Below are 25,768 nucleotides of genomic sequence, written 5' to 3'. Positions count from 1 at the left end.
AGTAATAGTAAGAGAAATAAAACTCTTTCTGGATTTATTTTATTTAAAAATAAAAAGACGATCCTAATCGTCTTTTTAACTATTCAGCTTTACTTAAAGTGCTCTTTTTGGCTGAAAAATAATTAATCCCAAATGTTAGTGCCATCAAGATTACCGGGTAGAACATATAACGAATCAAATCCAGATAATTAGTACTCTTACCGGCTAATTGAAGAGTCATCATCATTGCAGAGTCTTGTGGAATTACCATTGAGGCAGTTACCGCGAAGATGGAAATAATTCCTGCTAACACTTTACGATCAACTTTATATTCATCACCGAGTTCTCTAGCAATGGGTGAAGTAATTAGAACTGAAATGTTATTATTTACAATTGCTCCGGTTACACAGAAACTCAAGATTCCAATTAAAGCTTCACAACTAGCTTTACTATGAATACGTTTAGTAAAGACATGCACCAACCAGTCAATTCCACCATAATAACGCATTAACGCAACCATCCCATTGACCATCATTGCAAAAATAGCTAACCAGAACATGCTTTCCATTCCGTTTCCAATTGCCTTCGCACAATCAAAAATATTCGCTTTTCCAAGAAAAATTCCAATTGCGCTTGCCATAACCGTTCCTAACGCTAGTACAATGACCACATCCATCCCAACGGCAGCTAACACTAAAACAGCTAGGTAAGGCAAAATTGTAATAATATTATAGCTTCCGGCGGCAATATGATGGGCACCACCATTATTTAAACTCATCAAAGTATAGGCGATAATAGTTAAAATTGCAGCTGGTGTCGCAATTTTAATTTGCCACAAGAATTTATCCTTCATAGGTGAACCAACTCCAGCAGCTGCCGAGATAGTAGTTCCACCAATCATAGATAACCCATCACCAAAATATGATCCGGTAATTACAGCCGCTCCTGCCATCCCTGCATTCAAATGGGCAGCGGCTACCAGAGAAAATGTAACGGGTGCCATCGTAACGATGGTTCCCGTTGAGGTACCAATACAAAGCGAAATAATTGCTGAAATTAAAAAGATACCTGGAACTAAGAATTGACTAGGAATCAAGGAAACACCTAAATTAACAATTGAGGATTGTCCCCCTGAAAGGGTTACGGCGGATGAGAAACCACCGGCCATCATAACGATTAAAGCTAAATTCATCACCCCTGCATTTCCAGCATTATTTAGGTATAAGTCCATTTTTTTACTGAATTTACTGCGAGGTTCAAAAAATATTAGTGCAAATACTAATGCAATTAAAATGGCCACTTGGCGTGGCATGTATGAAGAAGGATCTTTAGCGCCTTTAATTGTAAAAACGGCTAAACATCCAACATATAGTAGCAAAAAAATTAGTAGCGGAAGCAACCCTGCTGCCCCGTAATTTTTCCGCGTTTCTTTTTCCATTACTCAAAACTCCTATCATACTATGATTAAAACAGATATATTTAACTTACTACTATCTTCCGTAAATTAAAACCAAAAACTGTTAAAAATGCTGACTTTTTGTTAGAAAGTTTGAATAAAACGTTACCATATTTAAATTAGTTCAAAAATTCCAATCAAAAAGGCCCTACAACTGTAGGGCCTTAAATCAATTTATTTTTCGTCATTCATAACTTTTTGCGCTTTTTCTAGAGCAGGATCATTTTTAGCTAAAGTTTTAATGACATTCTGTTCGATTGAACGCATTGTCTTCGCATCAACTTTTCCAGTAACAGCTAGCTGATTCTTTTCTTGATAAGCTTCCACTGCCTGCTTGACTTTCTCAGTATACTCTTTAGAAATTTTATCATCATAGTAACCTAATCCCTTTAAGGCAATTTGAATATTTTTAATATCTGAATTGCTCTCTCCCACGGAGTACGTTTTTTTCTGATCAAATTCTGTAATGTATGCCATGGCAGGATAATCAGCCTGATAGTCTGGTTTTAACCCTTTTCCATGAATCCAAGTACCGTTTGGCGTTAACCATTTTGCAATCGTTAGCTTTAATTCATCACTATCTGTATATTGGGTAATATTTTGAACGGTGCCTTTTCCATAACTTTTGGAACCTACAAGTGGAACATTAGCCGATTGGTGTAAAGCTGCAGCAAAAATTTCAGCTGCACTAGCGCTTTCGCCATTAATAACAACTGTAGTAGGTTTAGTAACTTTATAGCCACCATCATACTTTTTAGACGCCTTGTATACTTCTGCTTTACCAGTCCGAGCTTTAACTTGCATAATAGTTTTGCCATTCTTTAAAAACATCGAAGACATCTTTAAAGCTTCCTGCATCAGACCACCCGGATTATTTCGGACATCAATAATATAAGATTTAGCTCCCTGTTTATCTAAACGTTTAAGCGCCCGTTTAAGTTCACTAGAAGTTTTTTCAGCCACTGTTGAGATAGTTATATAACCTACTTTATTCTTCAACATCTTAGCCGTGACGGTCTCAACTGGAATTTTAGAACGAGTTAGCACCTTATCAAAGGTATCATTTCCTCGCTGCAATTTAACCTTTACTTTAGTCCCAACTTTTCCTCGCATTAAGGTGGTGGCTTTAGAAAGGGATTGATTAGTTAATTTCTTACCATCTACTTCTAAAATCACATCTCCGGCTTTCAGACCCGCTTTTTTGGCCGGTGTACCATCAATGGTAGTCATAACTTCAATTTGGTGATTCTTCTTTACAACTTGAATACCAACACCACCGAAGGCTCCTGAAACACTATCATTCAAACTAGTAGCATCACTATCAGTTAAATAGTCCGAAAATGGGTCATTTAAAGTGCTCAACATTCCATCAATTGCTCCTGTAGCTAATTTAGAAGTGTCGACTTTTTTATAATAATCACTATTAATTTGATTATAAACACTCGCTACACGATTAAAATCATTTTTCTCACCATCGGTATGACCTAAAATCCCTACAAAAAATACTAAACCACTGACAATAGTAATTAAAACTCCTAAAATCATGGAAAATACGATAGTTAAATACGGATGTTTTTCTATTATTTTTTTCATTAAAACTGTTCACTTTCTAAATATCTTTGCCACGCTGAATCAAAAATTGACATACTTTGTAGATAGCCCGCATTGAGCTCTAAATATTTACTGATCTCATCAAAATCGCGTGATTGTTTAGGAAAAACTTGATCAAAAAAAGCTTGGTTAGCAAATTCTTCAACTTCATTATTAGGTTGCGGATTGCGTTGTGTCATTAAATATTCAAAAAATGATTTTTTCATTAGCATTCTCCTTAATTATTGGCTTTAGGAACGTTAATTATGAATTGAAAATCGTTTTTATCAATATCGATTGTTTTAGCTTGGAAGCTGACTTTATTAGTTGTTTTGATCTGATTCAAACGTAAAAGTGCTTCATCGCCATCAATACTTACCCATTTAGGAAGTTGATAATTACGTGAAATATATTTCAAAACAATTTTAGCTGACAAATTTAGCGTTCCCACCGTTAGCCCATGCGCTTTAAGTTTGATATTACCACTTTTGGTAACCTTTGGAATCATCGTTAACGCAATTTGAATCTTTTTACCTAAAATTTCAGTTTCTCCGCTTAAAATAGCGTAGCGTTGACCAATTTTAAACTCATAATTAAAGTCTTCATCTTTTTGAAATTGAGAAAGATAAGCTGCACTTAGATCATTAATTTGATTTTTCTTTAATTTAATTGGAATTCGATCATAGTGGTTACTACTTCGAACTACTTGGTCATCAACTTGCTGAATTGGACGAGAAGCTTTAAAAGTTACATAAATACCGCCCGCTAAAAAAATGGAGAGCAGGACTAAAAATCCCCATTTCCAAAAATGATACATATATTTATTCATTTCTTCACCTACTTGAAAATTCTTGCCCGATCCATGGCCTTAAAGATCTTATCTGCCATCATATCATATCCCTTGTCGTTGGGATGAAAATGATCTGCATCCGATAAATAATTATTTTTTTCTTTAGTATCAAATTTACTTTTCTCAAGTTGACTCTTTTCAACAACCGCAATATCATCCTCGGTACTTTGTTTCTTTAAACGCTGCTGCTGACTAAGCGTCTTATATTGACCCACTGATAATGCATTGATATCAACAAAAGTAGCATGCTTAAAATAATCACCAGTGGCTTTTGCTGTGGTATTAAATGTATTTATCGCATCTGTGATAGCCACTACATTTGGGAAATATACGTAAAATGGGTTATAAATTCCTACCATAACAATTTTAATTTTGGGATTCAGCTTTCTTGCATATTTAAAAATATTTTCTAAGTTGTCTTGATAAGTAAGACTAATACGATTAACATTTACGGCAACTTGACTAGGTGATTCAGTAACATCTTTCTGGAGATTCTGGAAAAGATCATTTCCCCCGGCCGTAACAATAAGTACATCACTTTTAGCAGCCTCTTTTTGAATTTTAGTAGTAGTTTTGAAGCGTTTAAGGATTTGATCACTACGTTCACCACTAACTCCCTCATCGTAAATCGTTGCCTTTTTTATCTGTTTGGTTTTAGTAATTTTCTTAGCTAAACGTTGCTGATATCCACTTTGATTCTTTGTATCGCCAACTCCTTGAGTGAGAGAGTCACCTAATGCTAAAATCTTAAGATTTTTAACTTTTTTCTGGGTTGTCGGTACGACTTTGTTAGCAACTTGAGACGGTGTCTTAGCTCCTTTAAAAAAGCCCAACCCCCATAAAATTAAAAGCGTGATAACCGAAATACCAATGATACTAAATAAAATTTCTCTGACTACTTTCATAATGCCTCTCTCTGTAAAATAAATTAGGGCCAAAATCGGTTAGTCCCGATCTAAGCCCTACTTTTTAATCTTCACTGTAATATAAGATACAAAACGCACCCATACCTGTATGAGTTGCAATAATTGGAACAGTCTCTCGTACAACAATATCATTAACTGGGAAAAATTCACCAACATGTTTCTTCATATCTTCTACCATATCAAAGGCTTCTACATGTGAAATTCCTACCCCTTTGATTTTGCCACTACCTTGCATTTCAGTATAAATATCTGACCAAAGTTTCTTCATGGCTTTCATCCCGCGAACCTTGCCGGCTACATCAAGTTTACCATTTTTTACCTCAAGTAATAACTTAATATTTAGTAAACCTCCCAGCATTCCGCCAATCTTACTTAGACGACCGCCTTTAACTAAATTTTCCAAGTTAACAACGCTTAAGTAAAGTTTGGTATGATCTCGGATATATTCTGCTCGCTGGATAATTTCGTCTTTGCTGGCACCTTCTTTAGCCATCTTAGCTGCTTCTAAAACTTGAAAAGCTAAGGCGCGATCCGTGAATTGGCTATCAATCACAGTCACATCTGCTTTACTAAGTTGAGCAGCTTGTTCGGCAGTATGTACCGTACCACTGATTGCCTCTAACATATTAAAGCTGATGATTTGGCTACCATCTTCACCTAATTTATCAAACATTTCAACAAATTTACCTAATGGTGGTTGGCTAGTCTTTGGTAGTGACTTAGATGATGCCATTTTATGAATAAATTCTTCATTAGTAATGGTTTCACCTTCGACATAAACTGTATCATCAATCATTACACTTAATGGGACAATTGAAATATCATATTTTTTAATTTCTTCATCAGTAACGCCACATGATGAATCTGTGACAATTTTAATTTGACTCATATTTTCACTCTTTCCTTGTTACATAGTTATTCCGAGTTCTATTCACATGAAGCGTGTTTCATATACATTTATAGAATCCCCGTACATATTTACAATTTTAATTATAACAATCTATTCTAAATTTTTGTTCTATAAACAAACTTTTCCGCAAAAAATTTTTGTATTTAAAAAGAGCCTTGATAAAAATAATATTTAACCTCATTAAATATTATTTTTACTTCAAGCCCTTTTATTGATTAAACGTTTAAAATTTTGTTTAAAAATTCTTGTGTCCGTTCGTTTTGAGGGTTACCAAAAATTTCTTCCGGCTTTCCTTCTTCCATGATATGACCATCCGCCATAAAAATCACACGATCAGCAACTTCTTTAGCAAAGCCCATTTCATGCGTTACAACAATCATGGTCATCCCTGCCTTAGCTAGTTTTTTCATTACTGCTAACACATCTCCAACCATTTCAGGATCTAGGGCCGAAGTCGGTTCATCAAATAAAATCATATCTGGTTTCATCGCTAGAGTTCTTGCAATGGCCACTCGCTGTTTTTGACCCCCCGAAAGAGATTGGGGTTTAGCATTAAATTTATCTTCTAAACCCACTTCTTTTAGCAATTCACGTGCCTCAAGCTCGGCATCCGCTTTACTCATCTTCCCTAATTCAACCGGCGACAACATCACATTTTCGCCTACGGTCAAATTATTAAATAGATTAAAGTGTTGAAATACCATTCCAATTTTTTCACGAACCTGATTCATATTAACCCGTGGATCCTTCAAATCATGCCCATCGATAATGATTTTTCCAGCGGTCGGTTCTTCTAACTTATTTAGCGTACGTAGAAAAGTACTTTTACCCGAGCCCGACGGACCAATCATAACAACCACTTCATTATCTTTGACGATCAAATCTAATCCTTTCAGAACCTCGTTACTGCCGTAAGATTTTTTTAAGTTCTGTACTTCTATTTTTGTACTCATCCCTTCATCCTCCGTTCAACCCATTTTGAAAGCCACGTTAGTAATGTGATGATGACCAAGTAAATTAGTGCTACCATGGTCCAAATTTTAAATCCTTCTAGATTACGTGCAATAATTATCTTACCTGTCTGTGTTAATTCAAGTATTCCAATAATTGAAAGAATCGAAGTATCTTTCAGAGTAATAATAAATTGATTAATAAAAGATGGAACCATAATTTTCAATCCTTGCGGTAAAATAACTCTTCGCATCGCCTTTCCATATGGTAATCCCAGTGAACGTGCTGCTTCCATTTGTCCACCATCTACTGCTTCAATACCACCTTTTACAAAAGCGGCAGTATAAGCTCCTTCATTTAAGGTTAAGGTAATAATTCCGGCAACAAATGCTGGAATTTTTTCACCTACCAAATTAGGCACCCCCGTATAGATAAATAAGGCTAAAACTAACAAAGGAAGTCCACGGAAAATATAAATTACAGTAGTCGAAACTCCATTAGCAAATTTATTTGGGACAACCCCTAACATTCCGAAGAATATCCCAAAAATGGTAGCAAAGAAAATTGATAATACTGTTAAAATAACCGTTTGTTCTAATCCACCAAGTAATGCGCCTTGATTTTGTTTCCATAAACTAATAAATGTATTTTGTGTTTTATGAGCTTTTTGTGAAGCAACAGCAGAAGCTCCTAAATATTTAGCTACAATCTTTTTATACTGTCCATTGCTTTTAATTTTCTTTAAACCCGCATCAAATTTCTTTAATAGTTCTTGGTTATGTCCTTTTTTAACAGAAAATCCATAAGCACCGCCATTGGCTGGTTTAGTAACGATCTTAAGTTTTGCCCCAGTTTTAATAGCGTATTGCATAACCGGCTGATCTTCAAAACATGCCACTGAATTTCCAGTCGTCACGTCGTTATAGACGTTATTAGAATCATCAAAAGTAACCGTTTTGAATCCATACTTTTTCTGAATACTTTTAGCATAGTCTCCAGCAGCTGTACCAGTTTTGATAGCAACTCGCTTGCCCTTTAAATCTTGGAAATTTTTGATGGATGAGTTTTGTCCTACAGCCATCACCACCCCAGTTTTAAAGTATGGGGCCGAAAAATCCATCTTCTGTTTACGTTCATCAGTAATCGTTGTTCCAGCAATAACTCCATCCAATTGCCCGGCATCAAGCGCTTGAACCGCTGCATTGAAACCAACTGGCTTAATCTTTACTTTAAAACCTTCGTTTTTAGCAATCGTCCTAATGATATCCATATCAATCCCTACGTACTGATTTTGATCATTAGCAAATTCAAACGGTGGAAATGTAACATCAGTTCCAATCTCGTACACTTTCTCATCCGCATTGACGTTATTCGAATTAAAAACTGACCACCCAAATAAAATTACAATGCTAAAAACTATGCTCAATAAAGTTTTTTTAATCTTTGCCATGATGCCCTCCTACTTATGTTAGATAACCTAACATTAAAAATTAGATTAAATATATCATATAATTTTAATTTTGAAAAGGAGGATAAATAAAAAACCTCAATAAATGAGGTTTTAACGTTTATTAAATTCTAATCCATGTTTCAAAAGTATATGCAGGATTTCTTTCGGTTGATTCATGTTCAACTGAGCTAGCCAATTTAAATTCATTTTGGGTGATATCAGGTGCTAAAACCTCACATTGATAATCTTTTTGGATTCTAGTTATCAGAAGTTCATCAGCTTGTGATAACAAGGCATTGTATAAATGACTTCCTCCAATAATATAAAATTTTTCATTAGGATGGGTTTCAAAAATCGCCTGAAGCTCACTTAATGAACCCACGCCAACTACAGAATCTGGCAATGAGGTTGGATGATGACTTAAAACAATATTTTTTCGGTTAGGCAACGCTTTTCCAATTGAATCAAAAGTTTTACGACCCATAACTACGGTGTTCCCACTAGTGGTTTTCTTAAAAAAAGCCATATCACCTGGAATATGCCACGGAATAGATTGCTGCTTGCCAATTCCATGACGCAAATCTTCGGCCCAAATCATTGAAATCAAATTTAATTCCTCCTAAATTGACTTAAAATTAAACTGCTACCGGTGCTTTAATGGTTGGATGAGGATCATATCCTTCAACCACAATATCTCCTGGTTCATAGTCAAAGATACTGTCATGCACTTGTTTAAATTTCAATTTAGGAGCCGGACGTGGAGTACGTTCTAATTGTTCTTTAACCTGATCCAGATGATTAGAATAAATGTGAGCATCACCGATGGTATGGATAAATTCTCCCACTTCTAAACCAGTCGCTTTCGCAATTAATTCTGTAAGCAAGGCATAGCTAGCAATATTGAAAGGAATTCCTAAGAAAATATCGCCACTGCGTTGATACAGTTGACAGCTAAGTTTCCCATCAGCCACATAAAATTGAAATAGTGAATGACACGGAGGTAATGCTGAGGTTGGCACATCTTCAGGATTCCAAGCCGAAACGATCATTCTTCTTGAGTTAGGATTATTCTTAATCATATCAATAACATTTGAAATTTGATCGATAGTCTCACCAGTACTAGTCTTCCATGCTCGCCATTGGCTACCGTAAACATTTCCAAGATCACCATATTTAGCAGAAAATGTATCATCTTCCAAAATTTGTTCTGTAAAACGTTGTTTTTCAATTTTATAGAGTTCATTGAATTCAGGATCAGTCAGTGAGCGGTGACCAAAATCGGTCATGTCTGGTCCCTGATATTCATCACTTTCAACCCACTTTTTAAAAGCCCATTCATCCCAAATATGATTATTATGTTGAAGTAAATATCTAATATTGGTATCGCCTTTTAAAAACCAGAGTAACTCACTCTTAATCAAACCAAAAGGGACTCTCTTGGTCGTTAGTAATGGAAAACCTTCACTTAAATCAAAACGCATTTGATATCCAAAAGTACTTAGGGTACCAGTTTGGGTACGGTCTCCTTTGAGATGCCCATTTTCCAAAACATATCTTTCCAAATTAAGGTATTGTTCTTCAAGCATATTAAATTTCCCCTATTCTTCGAAACTTTCTAAGTATTCCCATCTTGCCATTTTTTCTTCTAATTGGTCCGAAATTTCATTTAATTCTTTTTGCAATTCTGCTAATTTTCCGTAATCAGCAGCACATTCGCTCATTTGTTCCTCCACAGATGTGGACTTTTGTTCTAACTTTTCGATTTCAGTTTCAATTGTCTGCCATTCTTTTTCTTCTGAATACGTCCTTTTTTTCTTTTTAGGAGCTTCAACTTGTTCAACTGACTTAGGAGTACTTTTAATTTTACTTGATTGTACTACGTTTTGTTTTAAATAGTCACTGATCGAGCCCGTATATTTTTCAACTTTAGCATTTCCATCAAATATTAGTAATTGGTCACTAACTTTATCTAAGAAATACCGATCATGGGACACGGTAAGGACTGTACCTTTGAAGGTTTTTAAATAACTCTCTAAAACAGTTAAAGTAGCAATATCCAAGTCATTAGTGGGTTCATCTAACAATAGTACATTAGGTTGTTCCATTAAAATCTTAATTAAAAATAGACGCCGTTTTTCACCACCAGATAGCTTTTTAATTAAACTACCATGTAAAAAACTTGGAAATAAGAATTGTTCTAAAAGACTAGTGACACTAATTTTTTCACCATCTTTATTGATTACTTCTTGTCCAACTTCTTTTAGGTAATTAATTACCCGTTTATCTTCTGGTATGGGTTCAATTTTTTGAGTATAATACCCAATTTTAACAGTTTCGCCAATTTCAATTTTCCCACCCTGAATAGGCAATACTCCCGCAATCGCATTCAAAAATGAAGATTTACCTGCGCCGTTGGCTCCTGTTATTCCGATTCGGTCACCCGCCTGAATTAACTTAGAAAAATCCTTCATAATTTGATGGTCGCCAACTTCTAAATCTAAGTCATTGATTTCAATTACTTTTTTGCCCAATCTTTGTTGTGTTAGACCAATCTCAAGGTCTTGATCAACCTCTTTAGGCGCATGTACAGCTTGGTCTAACTTTTCAAAATGGTTAATTCGCGCTTGTTGTTTAGTTCCACGTGCTTTGGGTCCACGTTTCATCCATTCAAGTTCTTGCTTATATAGTTTGTACTCTTTTTGTTTACTAGCTTCGTTTTGCTCATCACGAACCGCTTTTTGTTCAACATATTTTTCATAGTTACCGACGTACTCAAAAAGGTCTCCGTAACTTAATTCCCAAATTCGATTGGTAACTCGATCTAAGAAATATCGATCATGGGTAACCAATAGTAATGCGCCTTTATAATCAGCAAGGTATTTTTCCAGCCACTCAATTGAATCAAAATCTAAATGGTTAGTAGGTTCATCTAAAATCAATAAATCTGCTGGTTCTAACAATGCCTGTGCTAAAGCGATTCGCTTAACTTGTCCACCCGAAAGATGATGGATAGATTCATCTAGCATATCAACATGTAATTGCGTCAAAATGGTTTTAATATTGCTTTCCGTATTCCAAGCATCCAGTTGATTCATTTCATTTTCAAGTTTAGTAAATTTTTCAAATAGCGTTGATGAAGTTGGATTATTAGTATATTGTTCTAAGATTTCTTCGTAGTGTTTAATTACTTGAAATACATGTTGATCCCCGCTGTAAATAAATTCACGTACCGTTTCAAACTGACTAATTTCTTCACTTTGTTTAAGATATGCAATACGGTAATCGTTTGGTGTTTCAATTGTTCCTGAATCAGCGGGATCAAGATTCGAAACGGCATTAAGTAAATTCGTTTTTCCTGATCCATTAGTTCCAATTAGTCCAACTCGATCGTGTTCATTGATTACAAAATTAATCGAGTTAAACAGCTTCTTTTCACCGTAAGTTTTGGTTAGATTCTTACCTTTTAGTATTTTCATATTTAATCATCTTTCTGTAACTTATTTACTGCATTCAAAAGCGCTAAGGACTCGTTTTTCAGTTCATCATTAATAACCATTAATTTTAACCGGTTTAAAACTTGTCCCATCTGAGGTCCAGGCTTAATTATTCCCTTTTGAATTAGCTCTTTACCAGTAATTGCCATTTCATGTGTATCTTTAATTTGAAGGTTTTGGTAAGTATCTAGCCAAGCCTCACGATTCATCCCCAGAATTTGGGCCACCCGAATGGCGTTAACTACATTAGCTTCCCCTGCGTTGAACAGCGCTAAACGTTCGTTTTGATCATTTTTATCCATGCTTAATACTTGTAAAGTCGCACTGACATTTTTGATCAAATCGTTAGATGTCTTCCATTGTTTCAAGAAAGGCATTACTTCTTGAGGAGTTAATTTTAAACTCCAAGCAATCATAGTCCAAACTTGTTCAGGATTTTCTAGAAGTTTCAAGGGATATTTTGTAAGCTGGTCTAGTTCTTTAGAACGGTCCTTAAATCCCGGGCAATATTCATTCAATTTAGTTGTCAGCATGTCTTCTAGTCCACGATTAGGTTTGCTACCCAACATCATTTTTTCAAATTCAACTAAGATTCTTTCGACTGAGATTTTACCTAAAAGCATATTATTTTCTTCGATTGCCTTCAGCGTCTTTGCTTCAATTTTGAAATCTAGTTGGCTTGCAAACCGTACTGCTCGCATCATTCTTAAGGCATCTTCATGAAAACGTTCGTGTGGATCTCCTACCGCACGAATAATTTTATGTTCTAGATCACTTAAACCATCAAAAATGTCAATTACCGTTCGATCTTCTTTTAAAGCAAATGCGTTAATTGTAAAATCACGGCGCATTAAATCTTCTTTTAAAGAGCGTACAAAAGTAACCTGATCTGGACGGCGAAAATCCTGGTAGCCACTTTCGGTTCTAAAAGTCGTGACCTCGTAACCTTCGCCATCATGAATCACCATTACCGTACCATGTTCGATTCCTGTATCAACAGTTTTCTTAAAAATATGTTTAATTTCGGCGGGGTATGCGCTTGATGCAATATCAACATCATGAATTGGCTTATTTAATAATGTATCACGAACACTTCCCCCAACAAAAAAAGCATCAAAACCTGCATCTTCGATTTTTTGTAGGACTGCACGGGCGTCCTCAAATTCTTGGGGCATTTTTTCTATCTGCACCATTTCCACATCCGTTTCAAAGGAATTACTTTCTCGTAACACCTTAAATAATAAATTCTTTAACTTAGTATGCGCATCAATCCGATTTAAGTAAAGGTACTATCTTTTAACTAATTACCGAATTAAGTATAAAAATTTTGCACATACTCTAACATCGTCTTAATAATTCTACCAGCGTATGATTTTTTTGAAAAGCCTGCTCCGCTCTATGGTATGATATTTGCAAGTACTTCAGTTTCTACGTAGGAGGTCTATTATGCAAAAAGATGAATCAATCCGATTTTTAGATTTTGTGATGATTGCCTTAGGTTGTTGTCTGTATGGTTTAGGGTTGGCTGTAGTCAATATCCCTAATAATCTAGCTGAAGGTGGAATTACAGGGGTCACCTTAATTTTACGAGCTTTATTAGGAATTGATCCTGCACTCTCAACAATTTTAATTAATATCCCATTAATTTTCATAGGTTACCGTTTTCTGGGAAAAAGATCTTTAATCTACACAATTTTTGGGACGTTTGCGCTCTCGTTTTGGTTATACGTTTGGCAACGAGTACCCATCAGTCTCGATATTCATCATGATATGTTTATCGCCGGAATCCTGGCCGGAATCGCTGGTGGTTTTGGTAGCGGGATCGTTTACCGTTTCGGTGGTACAACCGGTGGAACCGACGTTGTAGCTCGCATTCTCGAGAAACGGCGTGGAATTGCCATGGGTCATACTCTTTTCGCTTTAGATGCCGTCGTATTAACCATTTCTCTTTGCTACATCGATGTCCTTCATATGATGTATACTCTACTAGCAGCTTATGTATTTTCTCGTCTAGTTTCTCTTACACAGGTGGGAGCCTATGCTGCTCATGGTTTACTAATTGTCAGTAGCAAAAACCAAGAGATTGCTGATGCCTTAATGGACGAGTTAGAGCGCGGGGCAAGCTATATTCATATGTCTGGTGCCTATTCTAAAACAGAGCGTGAAATGGTTTATTGCGTAATTGGACCTAACGAATTAAACGTTGCTAAACGTATCATTGGACGAATTGATCCTCAGGCGTTTACTTCTATTATTGATGTCCATGAAGCCATTGGTGAAGGTTTTACCTACGATTCGCCCAGTGCTAAAAATCGAAATATCCCTAATTAAAAAACATCAGTTATGTATAAACTTAAATACATGACTGATGTTTTTTAATTAGCTTTAGAATACTGTTAAATCAGAATATACCGGCTTTAACAAATTAAAATCATAAGTTGCCAAGTCCTTAATACTTTCACCATTAAAGAAAGCAGTGTGACTTCTAGCAAGCATCAAATTAATTTTGTCAGAATCATCAAATTGAACAAGTGCTACGGGATTACCATGTTCAAAGGCAGTACCGATCTCAAATACTGTTCCAGGATCTGAAATGATTTCTTCACCGTTTTTAGTATAATCTAAGATTGCTACAACAATATCGGCTTTGCGAAGTTGACGCACATCGGTTTCAAAGACTCCCACTTGCCATTCAAATGAACCAAATTCCTTAGTATCATATTGATTATCCATTGGTACAAAAATTCTTTTTGAATCAATTGTAGAATTTTTCTTTAAAAGTTCTTCAACCTTACGTACTCTTTCAATTTGTAAATCACTAAAGAAAGGCCCTGCTAAATATACTGAGTTTCCCATGCTTTTTACTCACTCCTTCAATTATGTGTATATAACTATACCATATTTTTTCACTTTTTAGTTAAAAACTGGTTAATTAGCAACTGAATTTATTATTAATGTTCGTTTATTAAGATAATCAAGAACTAATTGAACAAAAATCTATATTAAAAAACAGATTCCGCGCTTGACGGAATCTGTTTTTATTATTTATCGAATAAAACTCTTAGCTTTTCAACGGAAACTTCATTTTGAACATTTTTATCAATTGCATAAAAAAATTCATTATGTTCGTTACGTCCAATTACGCTAAAAATTGTACGCTCATTAAAACTAGTAACCACTTTAATTTCATATTTTTTAGAGATTTCATTCTTCATTAAGTCTTGTTGTTGGTTAAAATCAATTTGTTTGAAGCCATTAAAATCCTCTGAATTATCAGATTTAAATTGATTTTTACGCATCACTTCAACCATTTTTTTATTGAACTTAGGCGCCCAACTTTTCACTTTGAATTTATCATTTAAATTATTAATAACCTTGTTCCTCCAGCTGTTCTAATTCATCCTGCATATCGACATCGGTTGGTGCTAATTTTACGTATTTACGTGCGATATCGACAGCGTGTTCCAACTGTCCACTCTCCCTAAGAAAATGGTAAAGATCCAATAAAAAGGCAGTTGTATCTTTTAAATCACTCAATGCTGCATCAAAGTGACTAGCAGCCTTTTTAAAATCATCTGTCTTCCAATATGCTAAAGCTAAATTCCAATTTAATTGAGCATCAGTTATATCGTCACTAGCGAAACGTAAAGTTTCATCATATTTTCCAATTCGATTATAAAAATCGGTAATGCGAATCATACCTTCTGTATTTTCAGGTGCTAATTCAATTGCCTTACGCAGGTATTTTTCCACCAATTCATTATCTAAAGCATGCTCAGCCATTTCTGCTGCTTGAAGGTACAACTCAGGATTGTATTGATCGACCGCCAAGCCCTCTTGGGCAGCAATCAATCCTTTATCCCATTGCTCATCTTTTTGATAAGAATTAATTAAATATGGGTAAGCACTGCTATAAGAAGGATCCAATTCAATTACTTTTTCAAGAGTTGCTTGTGCTCTCTCATTTTCATCTAACTGAAGATAAGTAATTCCTTCTTGCATCAAAATATCTGGTGTCAAATCTTCTTCATGAATTTGTTCAAAGTAGGCAATCGCTTTTTCAAACTTTCCATAAGCGGCATAAGAGACCGCTAACCGTTCAACAATATTAATTTGGGACATTTCACTGATCCCACTTTTAATTAACCCCAGATAGTAGTTTACAGCCTTTGAGTAGTCTTGCGTTGTATAATACAGCTCACCTAAGGCTAATTGGATAGCGGGCTCCTCTGGGGCTAGTTTAATTGCTTCAACTAACTTTCTCTCGGAAACCTCATACAACTCTTCGGTTTGATATAAATCAGCTTGAACCATTAATGATGATACATAAAACTCAGAGTCAGGCGAAATTTGATCTAAATTTTCTAAAGCTGCATCATTTTTACCTTGATCAATTAAAATTTCAGCCGCCAAGACTAACAGTTCATCATCATTAGGATATTCTTCGATCAATTTTTCGTATATACGAAGTGCTTTTCCATCAAATCCTAATGCAAATAATTCTCCAGCTAAATTATATAGCGTTTCATTGTCATCTTTTCGAAGAGCCCAGCTGTATAGACGGTTCGATTCTTCAATCTGCCCCGATTCAAGTGCTGCTAATGTTTTTTGTGAATATGACTCATTATTATCCATAAATTTTTACAGGCAAACAAAAAGCCAGCATAACAGAGCTATGCTGACTAAAGTTCAGAAAACCGCTTATTTAACAGCGTCCTTCAAAGCCTTACCAGGCTTGAATGCAGGAACTTTACTTGCTGCGATTTCGATTTCTTTACCAGTTTGTGGGTTACGGCCCTTACGAGCTGCACGATTACGTACTTCGAAAGTACCAAAACCGATTAATTGAACTTTTTCACCCTTCTTCAAGTCATCTTGAATTGAGCTAAATACAGCGTCTACTGCTGCGGTTGCATCCTTTTTAGTTAAACCTGTTACTTTAGCAACGTTATCAACTAATTCTGCTTTGTTTGCCATGTATTTCACCTCCTGAAAATTATTTATCAAAACGAAATGTTTTGTCATTTCTGAAAGGATCAAAAATGTTGAAACAATACTCTGATATTATTTCAACTTGAAATATATCATACAAACACCGACGTGACAAGCTTTTTCATATTTTAGAGAGTTCTTATAATACAATCTTAGCTATTTACGTCTACGTTCTATCAAATGAACGGGTGTTCCCTCAAAGTCAAACGCTTCACGGATTTTATTCTCTAAGAAGCGTTCGTATGAGAAATGCATCAAATCAGGATCATTTACAAAAACAACAAAGGTAGGTGGTTCAGTGCTGACCTGCGTGCCGTAATAAACCCTCAAACGTTTTCCATTATCACTTGGAGTTGGATTAACGGCAATCGCATCCATTAACACGTCATTCAAGGAAGAAGACTGGATACGACGACGATGGTTGGTATCTACTCGCTTAATTAATTCTGGAAGCTGTGAGAGCCGTTGTTTAGTAACTGCTGATACAAAAATGATTGGAGCGTAACTTAAGTAAGCAAATTCTGAACGGATAGCCTGTTCAAAGTTAGATAAGCTATGGTTATCTTTCTTAAGGGTATCCCATTTATTAACCACGATTATGATACCACGGCCAGCTTCATGCGCATATCCAGCAATACGCTTATCTTGCTCTCTGATGCCTTCTTCGGCGTTCAGCACGACTAAAACAACATTACTATTGTCAATGGCTTTCATAGCACGCATTACACTGTAGCGTTCGGTATTTTCATATACCTTACCTTTTTTACGCATCCCAGCGGTATCTACCATCACATATTCATCTTCATTATTAGTGAAACGCGTATCAATTGCATCACGTGTTGTCCCAGCAATATCCGAGACAATCACCCGTTGTTCACCTAAAATGGCGTTAACTAATGATGATTTACCAACATTAGGGCGACCAATCAAACTAAAGCGAATGGCGTCGTCCTCTTCTTCATTTTTATCTTCTGGGAATTTAGAAATTACTTCATCAAGTAAATCTCCAAGCCCTAATCCGTGACTTCCTGAAAGTGGAAACGGTTCTCCGAAACCTAAGCTGTAAAAGTCATAAATATCTTGTCTTAATTCGGGATTATCTACTTTATTGACGGCTAAAATGACGGGTTTATCAGCTTTATAGAGAATTTTAGCAACAGCTTCATCAGCATCACTAACTCCCTCACGTACACTCACAAGAAATACAATAACATCTGCTTCATCAATAGCTAATTCAGCTTGATCCTTAATTTCTTCTAGGAATGGTTCATCACCAATCTGGATACCACCAGTATCGATCAAATTAAATTTATGTCCTAACCATTCACTATGAGTATAAATACGATCTCGTGTTACACCTGGAGTATCTTCAACAATTGAAATACGTTCTCCAGCAATTCTATTAAAAATAGTTGATTTACCGACATTTGGCCGGCCAACTATTGCTACGGTTGGGTTACTCATATTGAATTAGCCCCCTTTCCTTACAAATTAAAAAGGTCTTGGACAGACTATCATTCTCCGCCAAGGCCTCTCTAACTGAGTCGATAGGTATAATCTAGCATGGGAAAAATGTTAAATTATTAATCCTAACACTTATAATTTATTTTTCTGAATCGTCTAAGCTCTTACCAATAATGTCTCCAAGAGTGAATCCAGTTGCTTCTTCAGGCATATCTTTACTAAAGTCTGCTGCAGGAGCTTCCGTTTTCTTTTCGTTCTTTGGAGCTTCTTCTAAAGCTTTAATTGACAAAGCAAGACGGTGTTCTGCTGGATGTACTTCAAGAACTTTAACCTTAATGTCTTGTCCTTCTTTAAGAACGTCAGCAGGAGTTGCAATGTGCTTGTGAGAGATTTGTGAAATATGAACTAAACCTTCTACGCCAGGGAATACTTCAACGAATGCCCCGAAATCTGTTAGACGTTTTACTTTACCGTCTAATACAGCACCTTCTGGAGCATTTTCTTCGATATTGTCCCAAGGTCCTGGTTGTGTTTGTTTGATTGAAAGTGAAACACGTTCTTTTTCTGCATCAACAGAAAGAACTTTAACTTGCACTTCTTCACCGGCTTTAAGCACGTCAGAAGGTTTGTCAACACGTTGGTATGAAATTTCAGAAATATGAACAAGTCCATCAATTCCACCAAGGTCAACAAATGCACCAAAGTTTGTTAAACGAGCTACTTTACCAGTTACAACATCGCCTTCTTTAATTGAGGCAAGTACTTCACCGCGTTTAGCTTCACGTTCAGCGTTTAATACAGCTTTGTGTGAAAGGATTAAACGGTTGTCTTCTGGCTTAACTTCAATAATCTTAACTTTAAGAGTTTGACCCTTGTAAGCATTCAAATCATCAACAAAACGATTTTCGATCATTGAAGCTGGAATAAATCCACGTACACCAGCATCTACAACCAAACCACCTTTAACAACTTGTGTTACAGGGACATCAAGTTCTTCATTATTAGCAGCTTTTTCTTCAATTTCTTTCCATACTTTACGAGCTAACAAACGTTTACGTGAAAGAAGGTAACTTCCACCTTCCTTGTCATCACCGATTCTTGAGATAACAACAAGTTCTAGTTCATCACCAATTTTTACTTCATCACTAATATTATCGATATGTTGAGTTGATAGCTCACGTAAAGGAACAACACCCTCCACACCAGCACCTTGAATACCTACGATCACTTGACGATCGTCATCAATATCCAATACTTCACCGGTAACTACATCACCAACTTTTACTTCTTCAACGCTATTAATTGCGTTGAGTAAATCACTGTTTTGATTAACATCATTTTCGGCCATCCGAATAAATCCCCCTTTTACAGCACTTATACATATATAATATCGAAAAACTGCTCCAATTGCTAGTAATTGTTGCTACTTTCTCTTGGATGCATTTTCTACAATACGTAATATTTCATTTACAACGTCTTGAATTGACATTGAAGTTGTATCAACCTCGATTGCATCACTGGCTTTTGTCAATGGTGAAATCTTTCTAGTTGAGTCTTTATGGTCTCTAATTTCAATTTCTTTTTTAAGTTGCTCTAAATCAGTTTCCATACCCTTAGCTATGTTTTCTTTATAACGACGTTCGGCACGTTCTTGGACACTGGCAATTAAGAAGATTTTAACTTCTGCATTTGGTAAAACAGCTGAACCAATATCGCGCCCATCCATTACAATGCCACCATTCTTAGCAAGATCACGCTGCCAGTTAGTTAAAACTTCTCGAACTGCTTTTTGAGCAGCAATGGTTGACACAGAGTTCGTAACGTTGGCTTGGCGAATATCTTCCGTAACTTCATTCCCATCCAGAAAGACCTTTTGAACTGGCTCACCTGGTTCGAAGCGAATATCCGTATCATTAAGCATTTCACTAATTTTTGTTTCATCGTTAAGGTCAATACCATTTTGAATGGCCTTAAGGGTTACCACTCGATACATTGCTCCCGTATCACAATAAACATATTGCAAATCCTTTGCAACAATTTTTGCAACTGTACTTTTTCCAGCTGATGCCGGACCATCAATTGCAATTTGATATTTATTATTCATGAATACACTAATAACCTACCTTACTCTAAGTTGTTGTCCTGGTTCAATATCTGAACTACTTGTTAAACCATTTAATTCCATTAATTTTTGAACCGAGATACCATTGTTAACAGCAACCCGATACATACCTTGCCCAGATTGAACAGTTGCATAAGATGCGTTGCCATCGGTACTAGAGCTACTTGTGGCGTCACTTTGTTCTACGCTTGAACTCTCACTGGTTACCTCAGAAGAGGCTTCACTAGCCGAATTTGCATCTTCACTAGCTGCTACAGCTTTAGATTCTGATTCAGACTTAACTTTAGCCTTGGACTCTGATTCAGGTTTAGCGAGAGACGAAGATTTGTCATCCTCTTCTTTAGAAGCCTTTGATTTACTTGATTTCTTTTTATCACTACTAGATTTAGCTACCTGTGTAGTTGTTGTATTCGCCGTCTTCTGTTGAAAATCTTGTTTTTGTGTCATGTAATAAGCTAGCGACGCGATAGCTAAAATAACAATCACCCAAATTAATGATCCAGCAAAATTCTTAGATTTCTTTTTATTTTTATGGAATTCTCCCCGTCCTCCAGTAGTGGCAGACTCCTCGGCGCCTGCCTGTTGATCAGCGCTTGATTCTTCACTACTTGGTTTTTGATCTGAATTCTCCGGTGTTTGCTCATCCTTTAAGTTCTCATCATTTTTCTCGTTCATGTTTATCCTCCTACTACATACCAATAAATTGTATTTTACAATAATTCAATTTGAATGACCACGAAAATTACGCTATATTCCTGCAAAAATTTTATTTAATCTTGATTTCCAAGGTTCAATTTGCATTTTTTTAGTTGTTAAATTAGCTTCTAACTTTAATTCTTCGAAAGTATTGATTGAACCACAACATAAATCATGGTGTTTTTTGAAGCCCTCATCAAAATATTGTAGCAAATATTGACGATGACAATTCTCCGTTCGAATGAGTTTTAACATTCTTAAGATTTGCTGTTCATTTTGTAATTGTTGTCTTTTAAATAACTCTGTTAATTCGTGAGGGGTTAGCCCATTTTCTTGATAATATTTAATTAATTCTTGCTGCTCTTCATCTATACCACTGCGTTCAAGATTTTCAGTAAGGATTGCTTCAGAAGGAATTTCAATATCATTTAAAATTGAAGGAATTACCTCGTCGCCAGCCGCATACAACATAATAGCAATACTCTGTTGACCATCGCGACCAGCACGACCGATCTCTTGGACATAACTTTCAATGTCTCCGGGCAAATGATAGTGAATTACATATCTGATATTAGCTTTATCAATACCCATTCCAAACGCACTGGTAGCACAAATCACATTGACTTGATCTTGTTGAAACTGTTTTTGAACTTGAAAACGGTCATAGTCTGTCATCCCTGCATGATATGGAGCCGAAGTAAGAGTAAGATTATTATTAATCATTTCGCTAACTTGGCTAGCAACTTTGCGACTTGAAAAGTAGATTATTCCTGCCCCTGGTAACTCATCAAGTAAATCTAAAAGTTTTTCATCTTTGTCACTTCTACTTTCGACTTCTAAAAAATCAAGATAGATATTGGAGCGATCGACAGAACTAATATATTCTTCAACCTCACCTTTTTTCAAATTAAGGTACCTAACGATTTCTTCACGGGTTGTTTTTCCAGCTGTGGCCGTTAACATCAATGTTAGGGGGTTGTTTAATTGCGTTCGTATCCGACCAATTTTTAAGTAGTCTGGACGAAACGACTTCCCCCATTGAACGATACAATGAGCTTCATCAACTACAAATAAGTCGATCTCTATTCGTTGCATCGCTGCTTGAACATCAGGTCGCTGCAATCCCTCAGGTGATATAAAAATAAATTTATATCTTTCTAAATTGTTAAGGATTTGCTTTTGCTCCATAAAATCTATTTGAGAAGTTATCTCTGCTATACGACGTTCCCCACTTAATCTTAACCGGTTGATTTGGTCTTTAATCAAGGATAATAAAGGCGAAACCACAATAACGGAGCCCTCATTTAAAAAACCATACATTTGATAAATTAAGGTTTTTCCAGCTCCTGTTGGTAAAATCGCCAATGTATGGTGATGGTCAAAAAGTTTATGTAAAATTTCTAACTGACCCGTTTTAAACTCAGTAAAATTAAATTTCTCATGTAAGACTTGATAAATTTTTTTATCTGTTACCATTATTATTCTGTTGTTCCTTAATTTTTCTGATTTGGATTAGCCTAAAATCAAAAAATGTAATATCTGCAATTTGGCTTTGGATACTTCTAAAGTCAACTTCTGTAGGATGCTTCCCAATCTCAAAATTAAATCTAACAAACTTATCAAATGGAAAATTAGAATCCAAAATTGCTGCCATCAAGATGTGTTCCTTCACGGTATTAGTTTTAACATGTTTCAAACGTGCAACTTCGTCCACCGTTTTACCTTGTCGAATTAATTGCCACGTTTGATAAGTGCTATCTGGCATAACATTTTCTTTAATGGTTGAATTTAATAAATCAACAAACGGTGCTATTTTTGTTAAAACAGCATCACTAATAATCTTGCTAAAAATCAACCTAATTTTAAGTTCCATTTGAAATTTGCTGATTCCAAATGCCTGAGCTAGTTGATCAATAGTCCACCCCGGATCAACATGATTGGGGAGATAACTAAGCAAGATGTCTGCATCGTGCTGTTGTAATTGACTTAAAAGTTCATCTAAACCCTGCGTATATTTTTGAACAATGTCTGTCGTATGATGGTTTCTTGACTTAAGTTGCTTAAACCAATTCTTTAAGATCACATTAATTCGAAGATTATCACTGACTGGGATATAACGGTTGTTTTTAAAACTAAATTCGGAAATTACCTGGTTAGCTAATAGCAACAAATCAATTGCCTCATCGAGCCGAACTTTTTTAATAAAAGGCGTAGGAGTCGTACAACTGAATTGCTTTTGTTGTCCTGCCTCCGTCAAATAAATCAACTCATCCTTTTTGGCTAAAAAACCACCTTCAACAGCTCGGTCAACATTTTCTAGAAAAGAGGTTGTATCAATTGTTTTCCAGAAATTTAGGTACTCCAAAATATCGTATTCTAAGCCCCAAAATAAGGCCGAAACCGTCATTTTACCAACCAATACATTCAAAATTGCCTTCGGACGGCGCCCCTGCTTAAGATCAAAAAAAGCTAAAACATCTTCTGGAATCATTTTTCAATTTGACGTTTTAGACGACTAATTTCATTAACCTTCAAAGCACGCCATTTTCCAGATTGCACTCCATCAATATTTAAAAATGAGTAACTATCACGGCGTAATTTTTGGACTGGGTGACCAACTGCCATAAACATATTTTTAACTTGATGATTACGCCCTTCGTGGATAGTGAGGCTCACAATCGAAGTTTTCTTTTCATCATCCGTGCTAATTAAGTGTGCTTTAGCTTTAGCTGTTTTTTTATGATCAATTACCAATCCATTTTCTAGCTTCTTTAAATCTAAACTATTAACAATTCCTTTAACTTTTGCGGTATATGTTTTTTCAAACTTAAATTTGGGGTGAGTTAAACCATTTGCTAAAGTTCCATCATTGGTCATTAAAACGGCACCTGAAGTATCATAGTCTAGACGCCCCACTGGATAAATACGTTCAACTACGTCAGGGAAAAAGTCCATGACCGTTTTACGCTTTTTATCATCACTAACGGATGTAATAACCCCTCGAGGTTTATTTAATAGGAAATAAACCATCTTTTCTCGTTGAAGAGGAACACCATCAACTTCAATCTTATCGTGGGCAGTTACTTTTGTACCTAGCTGTTTAATCACCTTACCATTAACACGTACATGGCCTTCAGTAATTAATTTTTCTGACTTTCGTCTTGAAGCAACTCCTGCTTCAGCCATTACTTTTTGTAATCTTTCTTCTTCCATTTATTTCTCCTTATTATTTAAATTCATTTTTGATTCAAACTCTTGTAAAAATAAATCGCTATCGTCTAATTCTGAATCTTCTCCAACTTTTTCAAGTTTAGGTAAATCTTTAATATCCTCTAAACCAAAATAATCTAAAAACTCATCTGTTGTACCATACGTTTTGGGTCTTCCAGGCTCTTCAAGTCTACCAACTACTTTCACTAGATTTCTAAGTACTAAGTTCTGTAAAGTCGTGCCACTTTGAACACCGCGAATTTGGTCAATTTCAATCCGTGTTATGGGTTGACGATAAGCCACAATTGACAATATTTCTAATGCTGCAGGCGATAGTCCTGAGCGACTATTTCGATCAAAATACTTTTCTAAAATCGATGCTAACTCAGGTTTAGTAACTAGTTTGTAAGTACCACCAGTTTGGATTAGCTTCAAAGCAGTTTTAGAATTAACTTCGTAATTTTTTTCAAGATTATCTAGCATCGTTAGTATAGCAGGCTTAGCATAACCCGTGAAATTAGATAGTTCTTCAACTGAAATTCCTTCAGCCCCTGCTACAAAAAGTAGGGCTTCTACTTTCTGCTCATTATTCATTAAACTTCACCTAACTTAATTAAAATTGATTGTTTTCTTGCTGGCTGTTCAAGTAAGATTTGATGATTTTTAGCTAGTTCTAAAATTGCCATAAAGGTTGTTACTAATGTTTCTCGGCTAAAATGTCCAATAAATAAATCTTCAAAACAGCATTGCTTTAAATCAAAAATACGTTTTTTGATTTCTGACATTCGTTCTTCAAGAGTGACTTCTTCTGCTTTAACGGTTCTATAAGTGGGTTCTAGGAGCGCTTGGCGCGCTAAAACCTTCTGAAGTGCGAATTGTAAGTCACTTATTTTAACGCCCGGAGCTAAGCGATTAGCTTCATTAGGAGGAATTTCCATTTCTGGGCGTGTAAACGAGGTCTGTCGTTCTTTTTCAAGTGATTTTAGGCCTTCCGAAGCTTCCTTAAACATTTGATAAACTAAAAGTTGATCAACTAAGTCATTACGTGGATCTTCTTCCTCAATCACTTCTTCATCATGTGGTAGTAGTAATTTTCCTTTGATTTCAGTTAATTTTGCAGCCATCACTAGATACTCTCCAGCAATATTTAACACTAGCGATTCTTGTGAATGTAAGTATTGTAAATATTGGGCAGTAATTTCTGATATTTTTATATCATAAATACTCATCTGTGATTTTCGTACCAAATGTAATAATAAATCTAGCGGTCCCTCAAATTCAGCTAGCTTAACGTTTGGTAGGGTATAATTTTCAGCTTTCATTTACCTGCCCCATTTCGAATCTTTCAATCATTGCGCTAGTTTTTAACGACCCCATTAAACGCCGGTCTGGATAGATAGAAGTTAATGATCTTAAAATTTCATTTTCGTTGAATACTGTTTCCTCGTTTGCAATAAAAGCCATGCGATCAACTACAAGACACTCTTCTTCTAAGATAATCATTACGATTCCAATATAAGTTCCATCTTTTCGCTCTAAATAAATCTGTCGATTTCCTTTAGTAAACCGCTCTAAGACCAACTGTACTACATCAATTGAATTAAATGCTTGAACAGTCGACAATAATCCCATCGCAATTTGTCTTTTTGAATCCGAATATTTTACTAACATGTTGCTC

At 35.7% G+C, this 25,768-nt stretch carries 27 protein-coding genes; 1 reads left to right on the top strand and 26 read right to left on the bottom strand.

Annotation, left to right across the window (positions count from 1 at the left end; all coding sequences use genetic code 11):
* Nucleotides 1-79 precede the first annotated feature (79 nt).
* The 12 genes from HFC68_RS00800 to HFC68_RS00745 all read right to left on the bottom strand — a co-directional run bounded on the left by HFC68_RS00800 (nucleotide 80) and on the right by HFC68_RS00745 (nucleotide 12,799).
* Complete coding sequence (locus tag HFC68_RS00800) at nucleotides 80-1,417, bottom strand: Na+/H+ antiporter NhaC family protein (RefSeq protein WP_011673466.1); 1,338 nt, start codon at nucleotides 1,415-1,417, stop codon at nucleotides 80-82.
* A 192-nt stretch (nucleotides 1,418-1,609) separates the two neighbouring features.
* Nucleotides 1,610-2,980, bottom strand: a complete 1,371-nt coding sequence (locus HFC68_RS00795) for a S41 family peptidase (protein WP_372237473.1) — start codon at nucleotides 2,978-2,980, stop codon at nucleotides 1,610-1,612.
* Nucleotides 2,981-3,027: 47 nt separating this feature from the next.
* Nucleotides 3,028-3,252 carry a YozE family protein gene (locus tag HFC68_RS00790; protein ID WP_002833189.1) on the bottom strand — a complete coding sequence of 75 codons (225 nt, stop codon included), beginning with the start codon at nucleotides 3,250-3,252 and terminating at the stop codon, nucleotides 3,028-3,030.
* A gap of 11 nt (nucleotides 3,253-3,263) precedes the next feature.
* A complete protein-coding gene (locus HFC68_RS00785; RefSeq protein ID WP_011673468.1) occupies nucleotides 3,264-3,854 on the bottom strand; it encodes a YpmS family protein in 591 nt (196 codons plus the stop codon).
* Nucleotides 3,855-3,862: 8 nt separating this feature from the next.
* The gene (locus HFC68_RS00780) at nucleotides 3,863-4,780 is read right to left on the bottom strand and encodes an SGNH/GDSL hydrolase family protein (protein ID WP_023440465.1); all 918 of its coding nucleotides are present in this window, start codon (nucleotides 4,778-4,780) and stop codon (nucleotides 3,863-3,865) included.
* 64 nt (nucleotides 4,781-4,844) lie between these two features.
* On the bottom strand, nucleotides 4,845-5,690 hold the full coding sequence (locus tag HFC68_RS00775) for a DegV family protein (protein ID WP_011673470.1): 846 nt from the start codon (nucleotides 5,688-5,690) through the stop codon (nucleotides 4,845-4,847).
* Nucleotides 5,691-5,926: 236 nt separating this feature from the next.
* Nucleotides 5,927-6,664, bottom strand: coding sequence for an amino acid ABC transporter ATP-binding protein (locus HFC68_RS00770; protein ID WP_011673471.1), 738 nt, complete (start codon nucleotides 6,662-6,664; stop codon nucleotides 5,927-5,929).
* Nucleotides 6,661-8,112 carry an amino acid ABC transporter substrate-binding protein/permease gene (locus HFC68_RS00765; RefSeq protein WP_011673472.1) on the bottom strand — a complete coding sequence of 484 codons (1,452 nt, stop codon included), beginning with the start codon at nucleotides 8,110-8,112 and terminating at the stop codon, nucleotides 6,661-6,663. The genes HFC68_RS00770 and HFC68_RS00765 overlap by 4 nt, the downstream gene beginning before the upstream one ends.
* 121 nt (nucleotides 8,113-8,233) lie before the next feature.
* Nucleotides 8,234-8,710: a dihydrofolate reductase gene (locus HFC68_RS00760; RefSeq protein ID WP_099046115.1), complete on the bottom strand. Its 477-nt coding sequence runs from the start codon at nucleotides 8,708-8,710 to the stop codon at nucleotides 8,234-8,236.
* A 37-nt stretch (nucleotides 8,711-8,747) separates the two neighbouring features.
* The gene (locus HFC68_RS00755; RefSeq protein ID WP_011673474.1) at nucleotides 8,748-9,698 is read right to left on the bottom strand and encodes a thymidylate synthase; all 951 of its coding nucleotides are present in this window, start codon (nucleotides 9,696-9,698) and stop codon (nucleotides 8,748-8,750) included.
* A 12-nt stretch (nucleotides 9,699-9,710) separates the two neighbouring features.
* On the bottom strand, nucleotides 9,711-11,588 hold the full coding sequence (abc-f, locus tag HFC68_RS00750; RefSeq protein WP_011673475.1) for a ribosomal protection-like ABC-F family protein: 1,878 nt from the start codon (nucleotides 11,586-11,588) through the stop codon (nucleotides 9,711-9,713).
* 2 nt (nucleotides 11,589-11,590) lie between these two features.
* Nucleotides 11,591-12,799: a CCA tRNA nucleotidyltransferase gene (locus tag HFC68_RS00745; protein WP_041526969.1), complete on the bottom strand. Its 1,209-nt coding sequence runs from the start codon at nucleotides 12,797-12,799 to the stop codon at nucleotides 11,591-11,593.
* 253 nt (nucleotides 12,800-13,052) lie between these two features.
* Between HFC68_RS00745 and HFC68_RS00740 the strand changes: the two genes are divergently transcribed.
* Nucleotides 13,053-13,937, top strand: coding sequence for a YitT family protein (locus HFC68_RS00740; protein ID WP_002833200.1), 885 nt, complete (start codon nucleotides 13,053-13,055; stop codon nucleotides 13,935-13,937).
* 54 nt (nucleotides 13,938-13,991) lie between these two features.
* Here the strand turns inward: HFC68_RS00740 and HFC68_RS00735 are convergent, their stop codons facing one another.
* The 14 genes from HFC68_RS00735 to HFC68_RS00670 all read right to left on the bottom strand — a co-directional run bounded on the left by HFC68_RS00735 (nucleotide 13,992) and on the right by HFC68_RS00670 (nucleotide 25,761).
* Nucleotides 13,992-14,462 carry a nucleoside 2-deoxyribosyltransferase gene (locus HFC68_RS00735; protein ID WP_002833201.1) on the bottom strand — a complete coding sequence of 157 codons (471 nt, stop codon included), beginning with the start codon at nucleotides 14,460-14,462 and terminating at the stop codon, nucleotides 13,992-13,994.
* Nucleotides 14,463-14,647: 185 nt separating this feature from the next.
* Entirely contained in the window at nucleotides 14,648-14,950 is a 303-nt protein-coding gene (locus HFC68_RS00730) for a hypothetical protein (RefSeq protein ID WP_011673477.1), read from the bottom strand.
* A 22-nt stretch (nucleotides 14,951-14,972) separates the two neighbouring features.
* A complete protein-coding gene (locus HFC68_RS00725) occupies nucleotides 14,973-16,241 on the bottom strand; it encodes a tetratricopeptide repeat protein (RefSeq protein WP_002833203.1) in 1,269 nt (422 codons plus the stop codon).
* A 66-nt stretch (nucleotides 16,242-16,307) separates the two neighbouring features.
* The gene (locus HFC68_RS00720; protein WP_002833204.1) at nucleotides 16,308-16,583 is read right to left on the bottom strand and encodes an HU family DNA-binding protein; all 276 of its coding nucleotides are present in this window, start codon (nucleotides 16,581-16,583) and stop codon (nucleotides 16,308-16,310) included.
* Nucleotides 16,584-16,754: 171 nt separating this feature from the next.
* Complete coding sequence (gene der, locus HFC68_RS00715; RefSeq protein ID WP_002833205.1) at nucleotides 16,755-18,062, bottom strand: ribosome biogenesis GTPase Der; 1,308 nt, start codon at nucleotides 18,060-18,062, stop codon at nucleotides 16,755-16,757.
* A gap of 139 nt (nucleotides 18,063-18,201) precedes the next feature.
* Nucleotides 18,202-19,410 carry a 30S ribosomal protein S1 gene (gene rpsA, locus HFC68_RS00710; protein ID WP_002833206.1) on the bottom strand — a complete coding sequence of 403 codons (1,209 nt, stop codon included), beginning with the start codon at nucleotides 19,408-19,410 and terminating at the stop codon, nucleotides 18,202-18,204.
* A gap of 75 nt (nucleotides 19,411-19,485) precedes the next feature.
* Nucleotides 19,486-20,166 (bottom strand): (d)CMP kinase, encoded by a 681-nt coding sequence (cmk, locus tag HFC68_RS00705; RefSeq protein WP_002833207.1) that lies wholly within the window; start codon nucleotides 20,164-20,166, stop codon nucleotides 19,486-19,488.
* 15 nt (nucleotides 20,167-20,181) lie between these two features.
* Nucleotides 20,182-20,859, bottom strand: a complete 678-nt coding sequence (locus HFC68_RS00700) for a LysM peptidoglycan-binding domain-containing protein (protein ID WP_011673478.1) — start codon at nucleotides 20,857-20,859, stop codon at nucleotides 20,182-20,184.
* Between the two features lie 72 nt (nucleotides 20,860-20,931).
* The gene (locus HFC68_RS00695; RefSeq protein WP_011673479.1) at nucleotides 20,932-22,356 is read right to left on the bottom strand and encodes an ATP-dependent DNA helicase RecQ; all 1,425 of its coding nucleotides are present in this window, start codon (nucleotides 22,354-22,356) and stop codon (nucleotides 20,932-20,934) included.
* Entirely contained in the window at nucleotides 22,343-23,371 is a 1,029-nt protein-coding gene (locus HFC68_RS00690; RefSeq protein ID WP_011673480.1) for a helix-turn-helix domain-containing protein, read from the bottom strand. Before HFC68_RS00690 ends, HFC68_RS00695 begins: the two co-directional genes overlap by 14 nt.
* Entirely contained in the window at nucleotides 23,368-24,093 is a 726-nt protein-coding gene (locus HFC68_RS00685) for a pseudouridine synthase (RefSeq protein ID WP_002833211.1), read from the bottom strand. Before HFC68_RS00685 ends, HFC68_RS00690 begins: the two co-directional genes overlap by 4 nt.
* Nucleotides 24,094-24,684 (bottom strand): SMC-Scp complex subunit ScpB, encoded by a 591-nt coding sequence (scpB, locus tag HFC68_RS00680; protein ID WP_011673481.1) that lies wholly within the window; start codon nucleotides 24,682-24,684, stop codon nucleotides 24,094-24,096.
* Nucleotides 24,684-25,412 carry a ScpA family protein gene (locus HFC68_RS00675; protein ID WP_167399568.1) on the bottom strand — a complete coding sequence of 243 codons (729 nt, stop codon included), beginning with the start codon at nucleotides 25,410-25,412 and terminating at the stop codon, nucleotides 24,684-24,686. The genes scpB and HFC68_RS00675 overlap by 1 nt, the downstream gene beginning before the upstream one ends.
* Nucleotides 25,402-25,761: a hypothetical protein gene (locus HFC68_RS00670; protein WP_002833214.1), complete on the bottom strand. Its 360-nt coding sequence runs from the start codon at nucleotides 25,759-25,761 to the stop codon at nucleotides 25,402-25,404. Before HFC68_RS00670 ends, HFC68_RS00675 begins: the two co-directional genes overlap by 11 nt.
* Nucleotides 25,762-25,768 lie beyond the last annotated feature (7 nt).

The organism is Pediococcus sp. EKM201D, from assembly GCF_011800215.1.
Classification (GTDB): Bacteria; Bacillota; Bacilli; order Lactobacillales; family Lactobacillaceae; genus Pediococcus; species Pediococcus pentosaceus.
This window is presented reverse-complemented; position numbering and strand designations above follow the sequence as displayed.